Here is a 17,871-nt window from a genome sequence, read left to right as displayed (position 1 = left end):
GATATGAGCGGAGGGGCATGATGTTATCAGGTTGTTCAACTTGGCCAAGTGATTTTGTCAAAAAATACAAGGATACCCAGTGTTGGCAGGGAGAAACGTTTGGCGAGATCTTGCGAGAGCGTGCTAACTTATATGGGGAGCGCATCGCAGTTACGGCAGGGGATCTTCAAATTAGCTACCTGGAGCTAGATCATAGAGCAGATCAACTTGCATCAGGATTGCAAAAGAGGGGGATTCAAAAAGGAGATCGGGTGGTTGTTCAGCTTCCAAATACGATCGAGTTTTTTGAAGTTTGTTTTGCATTGTTTCGATTGGGAGCGGTTCCAGTACTAGCCCTTCCGACTCATCGATATAGTGAGATTTCCTATTTCTGTGGATTTACAGCAGCAGTCGCTTACATTATCCCAGGAAGCCGCCATGCTGGATTTGATTATGTTTCTTTGGCTACAAAGGTTCAAGAAGAAACCGCTTCATTAAAGCATGTATTCGTTACGGGAGAGGGGAATGAAAGTGGATTTCTCTCTCTAGCTAATGTGTATGACTCATCACCTATGATAGAGGTACAAGTAAGTGGTGAAGATGTCGCTCTTTTTCAATTATCGGGAGGAAGCACAGGATTACCTAAGTTTATCCCGCGGACTCATAATGATTATATTTATAGCCTTCGTATGAGTAATGAAGTATGTCAGATGAATGTGGATAGTGTCTATATGGCAGTGCTGCCAGTTGCTCATAATTTTCCGCTTAGTTCGCCTGGAGTGCTCGGTACTTTGTATGCGGGGGGAAGGGTTGTCCTATCTTCTGGCTCCAGTCCAGATGAGACTTTTCCACTCATTGAGAAAGAACGAGTAACGATCACTGCGATGGTTCCACCGATTGCGCTTATCTGGCTTGAAGGGGTTAAAACACGTACGTTTGATTTTTCAAGCTTGAAAGTGCTGCAAGTTGGGGGAGCGAAGTTTAGTACAGAGATGGCGAAGCGAGTAAAGCCTTCGTTCGGATGTACACTTCAACAGGTGTTTGGAATGGCGGAGGGCTTAGTTAATTATACGAGACTTGATGATTCAGATGATTTGATTCATGAAACACAAGGTAGACCGATGTCATCTTATGATGAGATTCGAATTGTGGATGAAGAAGATCAGGAAGTGTCACAAGGAGAAGCAGGTGAACTATTAACCCGTGGTCCGTATACGATACGAGGTTATTACAAAGCAGAAGAACATAATGCTCGTTCGTTTACCGCTGACGGTTTTTATCGGACAGGGGACATTGTGAGGTTGAGCAAGGAAGGTTATATCATCGTGGAGGGAAGAAACAAAGATCAAATTAATCGCGGTGGCGAGAAGATCGCCGCTGAAGAAGTAGAGAATCATCTATTGGCTCATCCAGACCTCTTAGATGTATCCATCGTATCGATGCCAGACTCATTCCTCGGAGAGAGATCATGTGCGTTTATGATTCCAAGAGAGAATCGTCCTACTCCATCCGAAATTAGGCGTTTTCTGCAGGACAGGGGACTTGCCGCATATAAAATTCCTGATCGGATTGAGTTTGTAGATAAATTCCCGAAGACACCACTCGGAAAAGTGAGTAAAAAAATGTTGCGCCAGATGATTGTGGAGAAGATGACACTTAAAAAAGTTTAAAAGGAAGTGAAACCATGGGGATTCCATTGATTACACCCTATGCGATGCCAACAATGATCGATTTACCTACCAATAAAGTTGCTTGGGAGGCCGATCCAAAGCGTGCTGTATTACTGATTCACGACATGCAAAAGTACTTTATGCGCCCGTATCAAGTGAATCAATCGCCGATTGTGGAGTTGATGGATCACATACGATCTCTCAAAGAGACATGCAGCGAAATGGAGATTCCGGCTGTTTATTCGGCACAACCAGGAGATCAAAGTCCAGAGGATCGAGCGTTACTGATTGATTTCTGGGGGCCAGGGATGGGAGAAGACCCGTTGCAGACGGATATCGTGGATGAGCTTTCGCCTGAAGCGAATGACCGAGTCCTGACGAAATGGCGTTATAGTGCTTTTCAGAGAACGGATCTACTAGAATACATGCAAGAGCAGGGACGGGACCAGCTTATCATTTGCGGAGTGTACGCGCATATCGGATGCCTACTTACGGCTTGTGACGCATTTATGAAAGACATTCAGTCCTTCTTTGTAGCAGATGCAGTCGCTGATTTCTCCCTTCAGGATCATCAAATGGCCATGCATTATGCTGCTTCACGCTGCGCTTACACCATTACGACAAATCAGATCATCGAGCAATTGAAAAAGGAGCAGTATTCTTATGACGTTTGAGACACTTTGTAAACAAGTAGCCCATTTATTAGATGAACCAGAAGCAACGATTTCGGAAACAGAGAATCTACTTGATAGAGGCCTTGATTCCATTCGGATGATGAGTTTGGTGGAGAGCTGGAGACAGGATGGCGTGGAGGTTGACTTTATTGCTCTGGCGGAGAACCCAACCCTTTCTCATTGGTGGGAACTATTATCTTCTGCTAAACGACACGCTTAATTCACACCAACTTGTTTAAAGGTGGCAAAATAGATGTTGCATACAAACACAAATCGTAGACCCCTTACTCGGGCACAATCAGGGATCTGGTATGCTCAGAAGTTAGATCCAGAGAATCCGATTTATAACACGGGTGAATATGTAGAAATAGAAGGAAATGTGGAGTTAGAACCATTAATCCAAGCCATTAAACAGACGATTGTAGAAGCAGAATCGTTACATGTTCGGTTTCATGAAGATGAGGGTGAGCCGTGGCAGGAGATTCGTAGTGATCAGGAGGTTGAAGTCCTAGTTATCGATATGAGTCAAGAGAGCGATCCGTACGATTCAGCGATGAAGTGGATGAAAGAGGATTTGGCTAAACCCATTGACTTGCTTCATGAGGCACTTTGTAGGCAAGTTTTGTTAAAGCTAGAGGATCATCGTACATTTTGGTATCAGAAGATCCACCACATCGCGATTGATGGTTTTGGATTTTCCCTCTTGTCAAAACAAGTTGCGAAAGTGTATACCGCTTTGATCGAAGGAAGTCCTTGTGGGGAGCGATTTTTCGGCTCATTTGAGCGGGTTATTGAGGAAGATGTCACATATCGGAATTCACAAAAATATCAGGATGATCGTCTATTTTGGATGGAACAGTACCAGAATCAAACCGATATTGTTAGTTTAGCGGATCGTGCCGTTTTGTTATCTGGAAATACGGACTTGTCTACTTGTTTTTTACATCCTGACGACTTTGAAAACCTGAAAAAATGGGCTAGAGAATGTGAGACGAGCTGGCAGGAGTGCATGATTGCGGCTATGGCCATCTATGTGCATCGTTTGACTGGATCGAAGGAGATTGTGTTAAGTGTGCCGATGATGGGGCGCATGGGTTCTGCTTCGTTGAAGGTACCAGCGATGGTTATGAATATCGTGCCACTTTGGCTAGACATGCATCCGGGGATGTCATTTCGTGAGCTTATGAAACAAATTCGCCAGGCAATGGGCGATACGAGAAATCACCAACGTTATCGGCATGAAGAGATCCGTCGGGATTGTAAATTATTAGGTGAAAACAATCGCCTGTTTGGTCCGCAAATCAATATTATGCCATTTGAATATGGACTTCGTTTTGCTGATGCTTGTGGCATCGTTCACAAGCTAGCCACGGGACCGGTTGAAGATATCTCTCTCCATCTCTATGAGCAACAAGGTGGACAAGGATTACGAATGGATCTCGCGGCAAATGCGGATCTCTACGAAGCGGAGGAAGTGAGTCTTCATCTTCGCCGGATCCAATCTGTCATCAGGCAGGTGATCCAAATGGAGAGTGCAGATTCTCTAGGTTCCTGCGATCTCTTGCTTCCTGAGGAGAGTAGGAAGATTGTAGAGGATTGGAATCAATCGGAGCAGCCATTTGCTGACAGTAGTGTGTTGGAGCTTTTTGAACAACAAGTATGGGCGCGTAAAGAAGAAACAGCTGTGATCTGTGCTGATACGACTCTTTCTTATAGGGGATTAAGTGAACGAAGTAATCGTTTAGCCAATTTGCTTACTTCACGTGGTGTGGGTCCAGAGCAATTTGTTGCGATTATGTTGCCTCGTGGTGTAGATATGGTCGTTGCGATGTTAGCGGTTCTAAAGACGGGAGCTGGCTATCTTCCGATTGATCCAGAATATCCGGTGGGACGTATTTCGTACATGTTAGAGGATGCGAGTCCTTCTTACATCATTACGACAAGGGAGTTAGAAGGTCAACTATCGGAAGAGGCTCCTGTTGCCAAGTTGGTTTTAGATGATACAGAGTTGAATAAGGAGCTAGATACATTTAGTAGCTACGACTTTGCACCGAGCGAAACCATTTCCCCATTGCATCCAGCGTATATGATCTACACCTCTGGCTCTACGGGCAAGCCTAAAGGGGTAGTCATACATCGGCAGAGCCTCTTAAACTTCCTATTATCGATGCAAGATCAATTTTCGATGGGCCAAGAGGATCGCCTATTAGCTGTTACCACGATCGCTTTTGATATCTCGGTTCTAGAGATTTTCCTTCCGTTGATTAGTGGAGCGGTTTGTCTGGTTGCCCAGAAAGAAGCGATTCAAACACCCTCTGCTTTGGTCAAGATGATTCAAGAGAATGGTATTACGCATATGCAGGCAACGCCGACACTTTGGCAAACGATTGCCTCTTATGACGATGTTTCGATTGAAGGGCTAAAAGTGCTGGTAGGAGGAGAAGCGCTTCCGAGTCATCTGGCATCTGCGCTGGTTGAGCTGGGTTGTAAGGTAACCAATCTATACGGACCGACGGAAACCACGATTTGGTCAACATCATGTATTCTTTCTAAGGAGCAATTGCTATCGCCTCCGATTGGTCGGCCGTTATGGAATACGCAAGTATACATTCTGGATGCTAGCTTACGATTACTGCCCCCAGGGATTCCAGGAGATTTATACATAGCGGGCGCAGGATTAGCACGGGGATACTTTGGCCGTCCAGATCTTACAGCGGAGCGATTTATTGCTAATCCATATGGACCTGCGGGTTCGCGCATGTATCGAACAGGCGATATTGCCCGTTGGCGTCCAGATGGAACGTTAGAGTATGTCAGTCGAGCGGATCATCAGTTCAAAATTAGAGGGTATCGGATTGAACTAGGTGAAGTGGAAGCGGTGATTGCGAGTCATTCGCTAGTTCACCAAGTAGCCGTCATCGTGAGAGAGGATCGGCCGGGAGACAAACGATTGGTCGCTTATATCGTCCCACCAGCTGGTGTCAACTTGGACTGGGCAGAGTTTCGTCAGTTTGTGGGTGGAAGTTTACCTGCTTATATGATTCCATCCTCTTTTGTCTCGTTAGAAGAACTACCGCTTACTCCGAATGGCAAACTAGATCGAAAGAGGCTTCCTGCACCTGATTTTGAGTCGATTACTATCAAGAGGGAGCCAAGAACACCACAAGAGGAAATCTTATGTGATCTGTTCGCTGGGGTATTAGGCTTATTTCGAGTGGGAATTGATGATAACTTTTTCAATTTAGGAGGACACTCACTACTGGCAGGGAATCTGATGAATCGGATTCGGGCCGTTTTCGATGTGGAACTCGGTATTGGAAAATTATTCGAAACGCCTACTGTAGCTGGATTAATTGGGCAGCTGGATCAAGGGAAGCCAGTTCGCCCGCCGATCGTGAGAGTGGAGAGAGAGTCAGAGGCTCCATTGTCGTTTTCCCAGAAGCGTTTATGGTTTCTTCATCAACTAGAGGGACCAAGTCCTACTTATAACATTCCTCTTATCATTCAGCTACAAGGAAATATGAACAAAGGTGCGCTAGAGAAAGCCCTCGCTGATGTAGTGAAACGTCATGAAGTTCTTCGGACGATTTTCCCAGATCAACAAGGTAGCACTTGCCAACTGATCTTAGAAGCAAGTCAGGCGGTGCCAACGTTACATGTGACCTTGTGCACGGAAGAAGAGCTTTCGGAGCTTCAACATCAGGCAGCACGATATAGCTTTGATTTATCAAAAGAACCTGCCATTCGTGCCGAGCTATTTGAGCTTTCAGCCAATTCCGGTGTGCTGGTACTATTGCTACATCACATCGTAGGAGACGGCTGGTCACTTGCGCCACTGATAAAAGATCTGGAGTTTGCATACCGAGAAAGAGCAAAAGGAGAAACGCATTCTTTTGCTGAGTTACCCGTTCAGTATGCGGACTATGCCATTTGGCAGGAGAATTTACTAAACTACGATAACAATCAAGATGGCTTAATTGCTCAGCAAATTGAATACTGGAAAGGGGCTTTGTCCCACCTTCCGGATCAGTTAGAGTTGCAAACCGACCACCAGCGTCCATTCGAATCAAGCTATCAAGGAGAAAGCCTCATTTTCGAGATACCTTCTGGGCTCCATAGCCGACTAACGGAGATCGCTCGTAAAAATGGTGCCAGCCTCTTTATGGTTCTACAAGCTGGGTTCGCCGCTTTATTAACAAGGTTGGGAGCAGGGACCGATATTCCACTTGGAAGTCCGATTGCGGGCCGGAATGATGATCGGATTGTCGATCTCGTGGGGTTGTTTGTAAACACATTAGTGCTACGAGTGGATACATCGGGTGAGCCAAGTTTCAGGGAACTGATTGAGCGAGTCAAGAAAGTAAATATCGGTGCATATGAACATCAGGATGTTCCGTTTGAAAAGCTGGTGGAAGTGCTAAATCCAACTCGTTCTCGTTCGAAGCATCCGTTATTTCAGATTATGATCGCCATGCAAAACACACCTGATCTAAAGTGGAATGCACCTGAGCTAGACGCCGATTTCCATCTGAGCAATACGGGCACTGCTAAATTTGACCTAACTCTAGAGTTTCGAGAGTCCTTTGATGCAGAGGGAATTGGAAACGGATTACATGGCTTCTTAGAGTATAGTACCGACTTATTTGAACGGAATACGATGGAGCATTTAATTGAGAGATTGCTCAGGTTATTAGAGGGCGCATCACACGATCCAAATCAATCCATTGGCCGTCTTGAAATCTTGAGTGGAGAAGAACGGGCGAAACTAACCCAGGATGTGAAAGAGAGCCTCGAGGTGGAGGATACGATTGTCTCCCTCTTTGAACGACAGGCTACTCTCTATCCGAAACAGACAGCGCTCGTTTATGAGAATACAAGAGTAAGCTATGAGGAGCTAAACGCAAAAGCGAATCAGATTGCGTACTCGTTAATGGAACAAGGAGTAGGACCTGAGCAATTTGTTGCCCTTGCCCTACCGAGATCTGCCCAGATGATGGTGGCATTACTAGGGATTCTGAAGACGGGTGCAGGATACGTTCCTCTCGATCCGGCTTATCCAACAGAGCGCATTTCGTTTATGCTGAGTGATGCAAAGCCTTCATGCATGATTACAAATGCAGAGGTTGCTCCTTCGTTGCCTCAAGATCACTCGATTCCGCTTATGTTGCTTGAGGATGTGAATCAAGGTGAAGGTGCTCTATCCAATCCGGTAGATGCAGATCGGATCCAGCCATTATCACCACAGCATCCAGCCTATATCATTTATACTTCTGGATCGAGCGGGCTTCCGAAGGGTGTCGTCATCCCGCATCAAAATGTGATTCGTCTCTTTCAATCAACGGATTCATGGTTCCAGTCCCAATCTACTGATACGTGGACCTTATTCCACTCCTATGCATTTGATTTCTCTGTATGGGAGATGTGGGGGGCACTGCTCTATGGAGGCCGTCTAGTGATTGTTCCTTATGACACGAGTCGCTCTCCGGTTGATTTCTTAAAGCTATTGGTAGAGGAAGAGGTAACGGTATTAAATCAAACTCCTTCTGCTTTCTATCAATTGATTCAGTCCGATCAAGAGAATCAGGAAATAGGAAGTAGACTCTCCTTACGCTATATCGTATTTGGTGGAGAGGCTTTAGAGTTTAGTAGATTAAAAGATTGGTATACCCGCCATTCGGATCAAAAGCCACGATTGATTAATATGTACGGAATCACGGAGACCACCGTACATGTAAGTTATTGTCCACTCGATCAAGCGAGTGTTGAGATCTCGGCTAGTAGTTTGATTGGAGAAGGAATACCTGACTTAGGCGTGTATGTATTAGACCAATGGTTGCAACCAGTCCCACCGGGGGTTAGAGGAGAACTTTATATTTCGGGTGATGGATTGGCCCGAGGATACTTAAATCGCCCAGGGCTAACGGCTGAACGATTTATCGCAAATCCATTTGGGAAACCGGGTTCAAGGATGTATCGTACAGGCGACTTGGCTTGCCTCAGACCTGATGGAACGCTAGATTACCTAGGACGAGCAGATCAGCAGATTAAGATTCGCGGTTTCCGAATTGAATTAGGGGAGATTGAAGCTGTTCTAAATGAACATCCAGATGTGAAACAGGTAGCGGTCGTCGTCCGTGAGGATCAGCCTGGGAATCAGAGACTTATTGCTTATGTCGTTACGGTATCTCAGTCGCAAGAGGAGCTTTCATCACTACGCCCGCATGCGGCAAGCCGATTACCGGAGTATATGGTTCCATCTGCTATGGTGCTAATGGACCAGCTACCTTTAACGCCAAATGGCAAATTAGATCAGAAATCGTTGCCTCCACCAGACTTTTCGACTCAGGCATCTGGGCGGTTACCGAGAACGCCTCAAGAAGAGATTTTGTGCGATCTCTTTATGGAAGTCTTAGATCTACCACGTGTGGGAATCGATGATAGCTTTTTTGAACTTGGAGGACATTCATTACTCGCAGTTCGCTTGATGACTCGAATTCGTGAATCTCTGGGTATGGAAATCAATATCGGTCACCTGTTTACAGCCCCGACGGTAGCCGGCCTTGCTGAAAGCCTAGCGATGGGGAGTAGTCATAACCCATTAGAAGTGCTTCTACCACTTCGAGAAAATGGGACTCGGCATCCGTTATTCTGTGCTCATCCAGCTGGGGGACTTAGCTGGTGCTATGCGGGTCTTATGACGACACTGGGTGTGGATTACCCAATCTACGGTCTACAGGCTCGAGGGATTGCTAGGAAAGATGTCATGCCGAGATCGACTGAGGAGATGGCGGCGGATTATATAGAGCATATGAAAGAGATTCAACCAGAAGGTCCGTATTATTTACTAGGGTGGTCTCTAGGAGGAAATGTGATTCATGCTATGGCTACACAACTCCAACGACAAGGAGACGAAGTTGCTCTTTTAGTGATGCTAGATGCGTACCCAAGCCATTTTTCGATCAAACGTACACCAAGTGATGACGAGGCCCTACTTGCCCTACTGGCACTAGGTGGATACGACCCTGATGACTTGGGTGACAAGAGGCTAGACTTAGAGGGAGCAATGGAGATTCTTAGTAGAGATGGTAGTGCTTTAGCAAGCCTAGATAAAGAGATTATCTTGAATTTGCGAAGTGCTTATATAAATTCGATAGACATTTTACGGAAATATATGCCAGCTCCTTTTAAAGGGAATCTTCTTTTCTTCCGCTCGACGGTGATTCCAGATTGGTTCACGCCTCTGTTTGCAGATTCATGGGAACCGTATGTGGATGGAGAGATCGAGGTGCACGAGATTGCATGCCGACATAAAGACATGTGCCAACCAGAACCATTGAAGGAAATTGGTCAGATTTTGGGAGAGAAATTAAAAGAACTAGCAAATGTAGTTTATTCGTAATGGGAGGGGAGAACATGAGCAATCCATTTGACGAGCAATCAGGTACCTTTTTCGTCCTACTGAATGAAGAAGGACAATATTCATTATGGCCGAGTTGGATCGAAGTTCCTGCGGGATGGAAGGTAGTATACGGTAAGGATCAAAAAGACAACTGCCTCGCTTATATAAATGAAGAGTGGAAGAGCTTAATCCCAACACAGCTTATAAAAGCAGTAAAAATCAATCCTGTTATGTGACGAGGCGATTTGAGTGAGTAAAAGAAAAGTCGTTGTATTGGTCTATGTGTTAGCCATGTTTATGGCGGCGATGGATGCGACGATTACCAATGTAGCTTTACCTGCGATGGGGGCAGCTTTTCAAATCCCTCTCTCGGCAACCAGCGCTATCAATGTAGGGTATCTGGTAGGAGTGGCGATGCTCCTACCGATTGCCGGCTGGTTAGGAGATCGCTTTGGAACGAAACGAGTGTTTTTAATATCCCTTAGCATTTTTACAGTGTCATCGTTTTTGTGTGGAATGGCTAATAGCTTGGTCACACTGAACATAGCTCGAATCATTCAAGGTGCGGCAGGAGGTCTATTGACACCAGTAGGGATGGCGATTCTCTTTCGAACCTTTACACCCGAAGAGCGGCCTAGGTTGTCACGTATGATTGTGTTTCCGGTTGCAGTCGCACCTGCTCTAGGACCGATTATCGGCGGATTTCTAGTGGATCAGCTTTCATGGCGATGGATTTTCTATATTAATATTCCATTTGGGATTTTAGCCGTGATCGTAGGGATGTTGTTTCTCGAAGAATATCGAAAAGAGACCCGTGAACGTTTTGACGGGAAAGGTTTTTTGCTCTCAGTCTTTGGATTCTCGATGTTTATGTATGCTTTGACTCAGGGACCGTCTCAAGGGTGGACTTCACCTGAGATATGGATCACAGGCGTTTTAGGACTTTCTTTTATGATTGCTCTCATTTTCGTAGAGTGGCGAGCAAAAGATCCTTTGTTAGATCTAAAATTGTTGAATGAGCCATTGTTTCGAATCATGAGCATTATCTCAGCTTGTTCGGCTGCCGCGTTGTTTGGAATGCTGTATACGTTCCCGCTCATGTATCAAAGTGCGCTCCATGTATCTGCACTTAACACGGGGCTTACTGTATTTCCGGAAGCAATCGGGCTGATGATTTCATCTCAACTTCTACCGACATCCCTTAAAAAACTAGGCGTAAAGCGATTAATGATTCTATCATTAACAGGCTCAGTTGTAGTCTTTGCATTAATCGCATTCTTGTCGGCATCGGTTAACCCATGGATTGTGAGAGTGCTCATGTTTAGCGTAGGGATTTTCCTCGGTCATTCGGTAGGAGCCTTGCGAGCCACTGCTTTTAACCATATCTCTCATGGCTCTATGGCGAGGGCAACAACCTTATTTCAAGTTCAATACCGCCTCGGATCCGTCTTAGGCGTTGCGATCTTAGCCAGTGTCATTGGATTGGCCGACTTAATCGGTGGTAGTCAGACGAATCCAATTACCTACCAATGGGCATTATTCGGTTCTGCTATCTTTTTAATCTTATCTCTCATCTTTGCTATTCAGCTGAAGAACACAGAAAAAATAAGCGAGGCACCATCCCAAAAAGCTCGTGCCTCATAAGTTCGATATAAAGTTATCTATCATCCAAGGAGATGATTTCATTGTCAACCGTAACCGATTTACGCGGAACGATTCAGGATCTAGATAGGGAGATTTTGAATCTGATGAGTCAAAGACAGGAACTTGTACAGGATGCAAAAGAAAATCATGGATTGATGATGAATTTTCCTTTCCAACAAGCGATTCGATACATGGATCAACAGGAAGTAGAAATGGTAGCAACTCTGCTTCAAGAACGGGTCCAAATCCGAGCCAAAGCCAAAGCTAAAAAAGTAATGTATTACTCAAGAGAATACCAGCAAGAGGATACCATTATCACGATTAATGGAGAAAGAATTGGAGATGGAAATCCGCATTTTATTATGGGTCCGTGTGCAGTCGAAAGCTATGATCAAACCAGCATAGTAGCAGAAAAAATGGCACAACAAGGGGTTCGTTTGTTACGAGGAGGCGCTTTTAAACCACGTACTTCCCCCTATGACTTCCAAGGTCTCGGTGTAGAAGGGCTACAGATTCTATCACGAGTGGCACGAGAACAGGGAATGGCAGTCATCACCGAAATCTTGTCCGTGGACCAACTGGATGAAGCGCTTCCTTATGTGGATGTCGTGCAAATAGGCTCACGCAATATGCACCATTTCCCGCTTCTGAAAGCACTCGGGAAAACCAACAAGCCTATATTACTAAAAAGAGGTTTGTCAGCTACGATTGAGGAGTTCAAATTGGCGGCGGAGTACATCTTGGCAGAAGGAAATAAGAACGTAATTCTCTGCGAAAGAGGGATTCGAACCTATGAGACAGCGACTCGAAACACGCTAGATATCTCAGCAGTTCCAATCCTCAAACAGGAGACACACCTACCTGTCATCGTAGACGTTACTCATTCAGCTGGAAGAAAAGATATCCTAACCGCTATGGCAAAAGCTGCCCTAGCTGTGGGAGCAGACGGCGTCATGGCAGAAGTACATCCGAATCCGGCAAAAGCACTATCGGATTCAAAACAACAAATGAATTTATATGAATTTGATTGCTTTATGGATGCGATCCGTAAGGTAATTAGATAGAAAAACCCCTCTTATCTCATAGGATAAGAGGGGTTTTTGCTTGTATGATTAAGAATTAATTCCTGTTATATTTTAATAATAAACATGTGATTTATAAATATAATTTGTAATCTTAGAGGAGAGAGTTATAGATGATTGAAGTAGAGCATTCTGCTGTTCAAAGCTATATAGACTCACCAAGTAAACTAAGAAAGTTATACAAACGTGTCTTAATCATAATAAGTTTATCCCAAATATTTGGCGGAGCAGGTCTAGCAGCAGGCGTTACAGTGGGTGCTCTTATCGCTCAGCAGATGCTGGGAACGGATGCCTTTGCAGGACTACCAGCCGCTTTATTTACTCTGGGATCTGGAGGAGCCGCATTCCTTGTAGGGAGACTCTCACAACGCTCTGGGCGTAGAGTAGGTCTTGCGACAGGATTTATGGTAGGTGGGCTAGGTGCTGTAGGTGTGGTCGTTGCGACCATGATAGGTAGTATTGTCCTTTTACTCATTTCACTATTGGTCTATGGAGCCGGTACAGCTACCAATTTACAAGCTCGCTACGCGGGTACTGATTTAGCCAACAAGAAACAAAGAGCTACTGCGATTAGTATTACGATGGTGATGACCACATTTGGTGCGGTAGCCGGGCCTAATCTCGTAGATATCATGGGAAGATTTGCTGTATCTATTGGTATTCCTAAACTTGCAGGCCCTTTTATCTTATCTGCTTTTGCTTTTTTTATGGCCGGTCTTGTCCTTTATATCATGCTTCGTCCTGATCCACTCGAAATAGCCAGAAAAATAGAATCTTATAAGCAGAAATATACCGACGAGGTCTCTTCTAAATCGGAAGACATTCCCGCAGATAAAAAAAGAGGGATTACGATTGGCGCTACTGTGATGGTCCTTACGCAGATGGTGATGGTGGGCATTATGACCATGACACCGATTCATATGCAACATCACGGTCACGGTCTAGGTGAAATTGGCATGGTGATCGCTTTCCATATAGGGTCCATGTACTTGCCTTCCCTCTTTACAGGAATTCTCGTTGATAAGATAGGCCGCGTAGCGATGAGTATTGCTTCGGGTGTGACACTCCTGATATCAGCACTGGTAGCCGCATTTTCACCCAGCGATTCGGTTCCGCTCTTAATTGTAGCCCTTTCGTTACTTGGATTAGGTTGGAACTTTGGTTTAATCAGTGGGACTGCGCAGATTGTCGATTCTGCCGAGCCTAAGACGCGTGCGAAGGTACAAGGCACTGTAGATGTTTTTGTCGCACTAGCTGGAGCATCTGGCGGAGCACTTTCCGGAATGATTGTAGCTAACTCCAGTTATGCAACATTGTCATTATTAGGAGGAGTTTTATCCTTATTGCTCATCCCAGTCATACTATGGCCTCGAAATCGAAGGTAGAGAAAATCATAAAAATCCCCTCTTGTCACATAAGACGAGAGGGGATTTTTATGATTTTTGTTTGATTTTCTGAAATACGATTTTTACGTAACGTTTGTTGTCTGTATCGAATTGGTTTTTCAATAAATTCCCAAGAAAGAGCTGCTATGATGATAATGATAGAAACCTGAATAACTGCACGAATGATCGTGTATTCCTCTCCCTCCAGTATTGTTGGGAAGGGAAGTAATAGTACAGGGAAATGCCACAAGTAAATCCCATAGGAGCGAACTCCTAACCATCTTAGCGGACCCCATTCCCAAATTTGGTGAAACCATTTGGTCGAAGGGTAGACGATTGCTATGATGAGAGCCGCAGTTGCTACGCATTGAAGGACCATTCCCCCTTTGTAAAGAAAGGGATCCACCTCGTTTGTAAACAAGATCATCCATAATAAAGTGATGAATCCTCCTGCTCCCAATAAGCTGATTCCTACTCTTAGACTACGGGAAGTAGTGACTTTCTCTGGAATCTTTTGCATCGGACAGTAAAAAGCGAGTACGGCACCTATGAGTAGAGCGAATGCACGAGTATCGGTTCCATAATAAATTCTGCTTTGATCTAACAAGCCAGGTTGATAGAGAAGGGCCATAGCAAGCGCCGAGATAAATGCTCCTAAGAGGATTAGCATGACTATCCATTTCTTTCTCATAACACCAAGTCCTAACACGAGTAGAAATGGCCAAATGAGATAAAACTGCTCTTCTACCGCTAAAGACCACAGGTGCAACAAGGGAGAGGGTGCGCTGAAATGAGAAAAATACGATGCATCACTTACAATGAACCACCAATTGGTTATATATAACAGCGATGCAAGGAGGTCACCCCAGAAGGTTGCGAATCGGGAAGGATTGGATATCGCTATCCCGATCACGACAACGATTAATAATAAAAGCAGTCCGGGTAGCAATCGTCTGGCTCGCTTTACCCAGAAATCATGTAAGTTAATTTTTCTATGTTTTTTCCACTGTGTAAGGAGGATATCGGTAATGAGATATCCTGATAAAACGAAAAAGATTCCTACTCCAATGAGTCCGCCAGGTGCAAAGAAATTTATTTTTAGATGATAAATAACAACCGCTAGTACCGCAAATGCTCTTAATCCATCTAATCCAGGGACATATCTATTATTTAGCGGCTGGGATTTTGCCTCCTTTGTCATAATGCCATGCATGGTTAATCTGTCTCCTCTCTATTTTTTGATTTGTTCGAGTAAAAGTGGATAAAATTCTTTTTTGAAATGAATGCCGTCCTCACCATATAGTTCTGGTTTTTCCTTCAACAAAGAGGATAAATCAACATAGTGAACTTCTTCTTTTTTAGCAAGTTCTTCGATCCCTTTATTAACAGAAGGGATATTTTTATATTGTGGATTCTGTTTCAATGCCGCGGCTGTCCCGGATGGAAGGGATAGCATATGAATCTTCATCTGAGGTGCTTTTTCTTTTAGTTGTTTGATTAATTTTTCATAGTCATCCAGTTCTTTTTTTACTGGATCTTTTACGGGAAAAGATAAATCATTTAAACCTAGTAATAAATAAAGATTCTCAGGCTTTTTATCAAGGATTTCTTTTATATTTTGTTCGATAACAAATTGAACTGTGGTTCCATCTACTGAGATTACATTTTCTTTACCTGCAAATTCAGGTAGTCCTTTAAATAGAGAATCTCCAACAAATAAATCGGTCCCTTTTTCTTGCTGTGTTGTTTTATTTTCCCCTGTCTTACTTTCTGTTCCGGTAGTTGCCTGCTGGTTTGCTTTTCCTCCACAAGCTACAACCGATATAGATAAGATACCAACGAATATATACGTAAATAGTTTTTTCATCTTGTAACTGTCCTCCTACAATTTTTTCTTTCGTGTACAGTAGGACTATAAAACAGCGAGTTAAAGATTAGATAAAGATGAAGTCGATTTTATATAAAAAATTTGTAGACATGCATAAAGGAAAATTCGTGCGCTCAAACTAGAGACAAATATTTCAAGCTTCAAAGATAGGAGCGTCATGATGAATAGTAGAGTTCGAAAGTGGATTATCGGTGGTGTGGCGGCTTTTCTACTGATGTCGCTTGTTGGTAGCTCCGAAACAGCTCCTGCTCAGGCAGCTAATGCAGGTAAAAGTTATAAAGGATTTTCCAGCAATGACGTTACACTGTTAGCACGAACAGTTCATGGTGAAGCACGAGGGGAGCCATATGAGGGGCAAGTAGCAGTAGCGGCAGTCGTATTAAACCGCTTGGATAGCACGCAGTTTCCTAATACGATCTCCGGAGTGATCTTCCAGCCACAAGCGTTTACTTGTGTGGCAGATGGACAAATTTGGATGGAGCCAAACGAGTCAGCCTATAAAGCAGCTAGGGATGCGATTGGTGGTTGGGACCCAGCAGTAGGATGTAATTATTATTTTAATCCTGCCACCGCTACATCCAAATGGATTTGGTCTCGCCCACAAGTGAAAAAGATCGGCAAACATATATTTTGTCGCTAAGGAGGAAGAAAGGTTATGTCTACGTATGGAAAAATAGCTCGTGTTTTCCTTCCTATCACACTTGTAGTACTCCTTGGTATGGGAGCTTGGGCATATAAAGAATATCAAGAGAAAAGTTCGGTTTTAATCAAAGCAGAGAACCAGTATCAAAGAGCTTTTCATGAATTAAACAACCATATGGATGCCTTGCAGGGTGAGATTGGAAAAGTGCTAGCGGTTAATTCGCAAAAACATCTCTCTGATTCTCTCACCAATGTATGGAGGCTTACGTATGCTGCTCAAAGTGATGTGGCCCAGCTACCTCTTAGTTTGATGCCGTTTCACGATACACAAAAGTTCTTAGGACGAATGGGGACCTTCTCCTATCATGCTGGGGTTAGAGATTTCAATAAAGAGCCCCTTTCGGAAAAGGAGTATCAAACCCTAAATACGCTTTATCAAAATGCAACGGATATTAAAGGAAAGCTAAATGAAGTGCAATCACAGGTTATCTCTAAAAATTTACGTTGGATGGATGTAGAACTGGCCATAGCGACAGAGGATAAGAAACTGGATCATACGATTATTGATGGGTTTCAAGCAGTGAACAATATGGTCGTGCAATTCCCAGAAGTAGATTGGGGTCCGACGGTTAATAACTTGGAAGTGCGTAAGAAAGAGAAATTTACTACCTTAAAAGGGCGTAATATCTCGGAAGAAGAAGCGAAAGAGAAAGCAGCCAAACTTCTTGACCGTACGACAGAAGGCATGAAAGTGACATTTGCAGAGAAGGGCGATTTCCCGGTTTACAGTATTAGCTTTGAAGGGAAAAATGGACCTTGTAATTTGGACTTAACCCGTACAGAGGGGCATGTGACTTGGATGCTGTACAATCGTCCAGTCAAAGAGTCTAAGTTAAGCCGTGAGCAGGCGTTAGAAAAGGCACAATCCTTCTTGAAGAAGATGGGATATGAGGGAATGGTACCGATTTCGCATATTGACGAAGATCACATCCTTACACTTAGCATGGTACATAAGGAAGGCAACATTCTCATCTACCCTGAGGCTCTAGCGCTTAAAATTGCTCTAGATAACGGTGAAATTATTGGAATTCAGGCAGACGAGTACGTATTTAATCGCAAAGAGCGCGTATTCGAAAAGCCGACTTTGACTCATGAACAAGCTCGTAAACAGGTAAATCCTCACTTGAAAGTAACAGGAACCAACCAAGCTTATATCTACGGTGAAGATGGAAAAGAAGCACTCTGCTACGAATTCCTAGGCACTTTAAAGGATAATCAGTATCGAATCTTCATTAATGGTGATACAGGCGAAGAAGAGTTTGTAGAGAAAATAGAAAAAGAAGAGCCAGAGAAGATATAACGATCTTTTAATCAAAAAACCAACTAGAAAGCCAGTGATTTTTACCTGGCTTCTGGTTGTTTTCATTGCAAAGCATGATACTCTGTGCTATTCTAAAATAAAGTAAAAGTATCATTTTTGGAAATTGTGGTCAGAACTTTTTGTCTAG

At 43.9% G+C, this 17,871-nt stretch carries 9 protein-coding genes and 2 pseudogenes; 9 read left to right on the top strand and 2 right to left on the bottom strand.

Annotation, left to right across the window (positions count from 1 at the left end; translation table 11 throughout):
- Window positions 1–20 precede the first annotated feature (20 nt).
- The 7 genes and pseudogenes from EDD57_RS02750 (at window position 21) to EDD57_RS02720 (ending at window position 13,833) form a co-directional block, all read left to right on the top strand.
- Window positions 21–1,649 (top strand): (2,3-dihydroxybenzoyl)adenylate synthase, encoded by a 1,629-nt coding sequence (locus EDD57_RS02750; RefSeq protein ID WP_131847958.1) that lies wholly within the window; start codon window positions 21–23, stop codon window positions 1,647–1,649.
- A gap of 14 nt (window positions 1,650–1,663) precedes the next feature.
- Window positions 1,664–2,543 (top strand): annotated as a pseudogene (locus EDD57_RS02745) (isochorismatase).
- Between the two features lie 33 nt (window positions 2,544–2,576).
- Entirely contained in the window at window positions 2,577–9,722 is a 7,146-nt protein-coding gene (locus tag EDD57_RS02740) for an amino acid adenylation domain-containing protein (protein ID WP_131847957.1), read from the top strand.
- Window positions 9,723–9,736: 14 nt separating this feature from the next.
- On the top strand, window positions 9,737–9,958 hold the full coding sequence (locus EDD57_RS02735; protein ID WP_131847956.1) for an MbtH family protein: 222 nt from the start codon (window positions 9,737–9,739) through the stop codon (window positions 9,956–9,958).
- A gap of 13 nt (window positions 9,959–9,971) precedes the next feature.
- Window positions 9,972–11,366: a DHA2 family efflux MFS transporter permease subunit gene (locus EDD57_RS02730; protein WP_279388931.1), complete on the top strand. Its 1,395-nt coding sequence runs from the start codon at window positions 9,972–9,974 to the stop codon at window positions 11,364–11,366.
- Window positions 11,367–11,401: 35 nt separating this feature from the next.
- A complete protein-coding gene (locus tag EDD57_RS02725; protein ID WP_424205255.1) occupies window positions 11,402–12,430 on the top strand; it encodes a bifunctional 3-deoxy-7-phosphoheptulonate synthase/chorismate mutase in 1,029 nt (342 codons plus the stop codon).
- A 131-nt stretch (window positions 12,431–12,561) separates the two neighbouring features.
- Entirely contained in the window at window positions 12,562–13,833 is a 1,272-nt protein-coding gene (locus EDD57_RS02720; RefSeq protein ID WP_131847954.1) for an MFS transporter, read from the top strand.
- Window positions 13,834–13,858: 25 nt separating this feature from the next.
- Here EDD57_RS02720 and EDD57_RS02715 read toward each other — a convergent pair whose 3' ends face one another.
- Window positions 13,859–15,046, bottom strand: coding sequence for an acyltransferase family protein (locus EDD57_RS02715; protein ID WP_131847953.1), 1,188 nt, complete (start codon window positions 15,044–15,046; stop codon window positions 13,859–13,861).
- 18 nt (window positions 15,047–15,064) lie between these two features.
- Window positions 15,065–15,700 (bottom strand): GDSL-type esterase/lipase family protein, encoded by a 636-nt coding sequence (locus tag EDD57_RS02710; RefSeq protein WP_131847952.1) that lies wholly within the window; start codon window positions 15,698–15,700, stop codon window positions 15,065–15,067.
- Between the two features lie 247 nt (window positions 15,701–15,947).
- Between EDD57_RS02710 and EDD57_RS02705 the strand changes: the two are divergent.
- Both EDD57_RS02705 and ypeB read left to right on the top strand, forming a co-directional pair.
- Window positions 15,948–16,361, top strand: a pseudogene (locus EDD57_RS02705) (cell wall hydrolase); the annotation flags it as partial.
- A gap of 15 nt (window positions 16,362–16,376) precedes the next feature.
- Complete coding sequence (gene ypeB, locus EDD57_RS02700) at window positions 16,377–17,723, top strand: germination protein YpeB (protein WP_131847950.1); 1,347 nt, start codon at window positions 16,377–16,379, stop codon at window positions 17,721–17,723.
- Window positions 17,724–17,871 lie beyond the last annotated feature (148 nt).

The organism is Baia soyae (assembly GCF_004341445.1).
In the GTDB taxonomy this organism is placed as follows: domain Bacteria; phylum Bacillota; class Bacilli; order Thermoactinomycetales; family Thermoactinomycetaceae; genus Baia; species Baia soyae.
This window is presented reverse-complemented; position numbering and strand designations above follow the sequence as displayed.